The organism is Bartonella sp. AP57NXGY, from assembly GCF_042195805.1.
Taxonomy (GTDB): domain Bacteria; phylum Pseudomonadota; class Alphaproteobacteria; order Rhizobiales; family Rhizobiaceae; genus Bartonella.
Window position 1 is genome coordinate 1,227 of sequence record NZ_JBHIOZ010000132.1, and the last position, 2,235, is coordinate 3,461.

At 38.1% G+C, this 2,235-nt stretch carries 3 protein-coding genes; all 3 read left to right on the forward strand.

The window, feature by feature from the left end; genetic code table 11:
• Positions 1–912: ABC transporter permease (locus ACFIL8_RS08460; RefSeq protein ID WP_375689423.1), on the forward strand; the 912-nt coding region annotated here is incomplete at its 5' end.
• A gap of 67 nt (positions 913–979) precedes the next feature.
• Positions 980–1,855: an iron chelate uptake ABC transporter family permease subunit gene (locus ACFIL8_RS08465; RefSeq protein WP_375629923.1), complete on the forward strand. Its 876-nt coding sequence runs from the start codon at positions 980–982 to the stop codon at positions 1,853–1,855.
• Positions 1,852–2,235 (forward strand): ATP-binding cassette domain-containing protein (locus ACFIL8_RS08470; protein WP_375689425.1); only part of this gene is annotated, 384 nt, incomplete at its 3' end. The genes ACFIL8_RS08465 and ACFIL8_RS08470, both read left to right, overlap by 4 nt.

Genomic DNA, 2,235 nt, shown 5'->3' on the forward strand with positions numbered 1-2,235 from the left:
ATCCTCAGCATTTTTGTTGGTTATTCTGATGTCACACCTTCTAACCTTTTCGCAGCCGATCCCCATGCGTGGCTTATTTTTTGGCAAACACGTCTTCCTCGTACCATTGCAATCCTTTTAGTAGGCGCAGCACTTGCACTTTCAGGCATGATTATGCAACTATTAACACGCAATCGCTTTGTCGAACCATCAACCACTGGAACCATTGAATCTGCTTCCCTTGGCATTCTTTTTATCATGATTTTTTGGCCCGATATTCCTGTTTTAGGAAAAATGGTCGTTGCGACAATTTTTGCCATGGTAGGCACTTTACTTTTTATGTTTTTATTGCGACGCATTCCTCTAAAATCTGCTCTCATTGTACCCCTTACAGGGATTATGCTAAGCTATATTATTGGCTCTTTAACCAATGCCATTGCAGATTATGAAATGTTACTTCCTTCTCTTCAAGCTTACTTATTTGGCAGTTTTTCGATGGTTCTTGAAGGAAAATATGAGCTCTTATGGCTATCCCTTCCCCTTTGTATTCTGGCCTATTGTACTGCTGATCGCTTTACGGTTGCAAGTTTGGGAGAAGATTTAACCAATAACCTTGGATTGAATTATCGTGTTGTCATGTTTTTTGGTCTTTTTATTGTCGCCTCAATCACTGCTGTTGTTGTCTGTACCATTGGCCGTATTCCTTTTGTTGGGTTGATTATTCCAAATATTGTTTCAAGTTTCATGGGAGATAATATGCGCTATACCGCTCCTTGGGTGGCCATCAGCGGTGCAGGATTGGTCTTAATTTGTGATCTTTTAGGACGAATCATTCATCCCTCTCTTGAAATTCCCATCAGCACCATAATGGGTGTAATCGGTAGTTTTATTTTTATGATACTGCTTTTACGCTGGAGAAAGCGTCTTGGATAGAAGAAGAAAAACAATATGTGTACTAACAACACTTATCATCATAGCATGCACTGTCATTAGTCTTTACATGACGTGGAACATCAATGTTTATACATGGAAATTTCGTCTTACAAAACTTTCCTCTTTGCTTCTTATTGCCTATGCAATAAGCGTTTCCACGGTTTTATTTCAAACAATCGTTAATAACCGTCTTCTTACTCCTTCAATTATGGGATTTGATCAGCTTTATATTTTAATAAAGACTGCCCTAATGTATTTTGTAGGCTCTCTTTCTTTGCCCTTTTTGAATGAAGAAGGACAGCTCGTTCTTGAAGCCCTCATTCTTATTCTTTTTTCAATAAGCCTTTTTCGCTGGCTCTTTTCAGGAAGCCTAAAAGGACTTCATTTGACGCTTTTAATCGGTGTTGTTTTAGGCGGATTTTTTTTCAGTTTACGGATGTTTATGCAATTGCAACTAAATCCAGACCAAATGATGAATTTAACCGATATTATGTTTGCAAATTTTAATAAATTCAATACACCATTAATAAGCTTTGCCACAATCATTGTCTTCATTGTGAGTCTGATTGGATGGCATTCCCGTCATCTTCTTGATATTTTGGCTTTGGGACGTGAAAATGCCCTCAATCTTGGCGTTAATTACCACAAAAGTGCGACAGCTGTCCTTATTTTTATTTCCATTCTCGTATCCATTTCCACCGCATTGGTAGGCCCCGTCACCTTTTTTGGACTGTTAGTTGCCAACCTTTCCTATGAACTTTCTCCTCAAGCAAAACACAGTATTGTTGTTCCAATTGCAATATTATTGGCTATTATTTGTCTGGTGGGGGGACAATTTATTTTAGAACAAATTTTTCATATGGCAGGGCGTTTAAGTTTTATCATTGAGTTTTGTGGGGGAATTGTTTTCTTAATGTTACTGATGAAGGGAAAACTAAAATGATTGAGATCAATCATCTTTCCAAGGCTTACGGAACACGATTGATTATCGATAATTTATGCCTTCATCTTCCAAAAGGGGGGATTATTTCTCTTATTGGGCCCAATGGTTCGGGAAAGTCAACTCTTTTAATGCTGATAAGACGTCTTTTGCCACACCATAATGGTACAATTCATATCGACGGCTTTGATATTGATAAAATGCCCCACGATATTTTGGCTCAAAAACTCTCAATTCTGCGTCAAGAAAATCCTTTGTCTTTTCGCTTAACCGTGTACGATTTAGTAAGTTTCGGACGCTATCCTTATTCAAAAGGCTGGTATACACATGAAGATAAACAATTTATCGACAGTGCGCTACGCTATCTCGGCTTACAAGATTTA

What these genes read in the sequence shown, in the direction of transcription:
- ACFIL8_RS08465 (WP_375629923.1), top strand. Translation starts at nt 980, where the DNA reads ATGACGTGGAACATCAATGTTTATACATGGAAATTTCGTCTTACAAAA.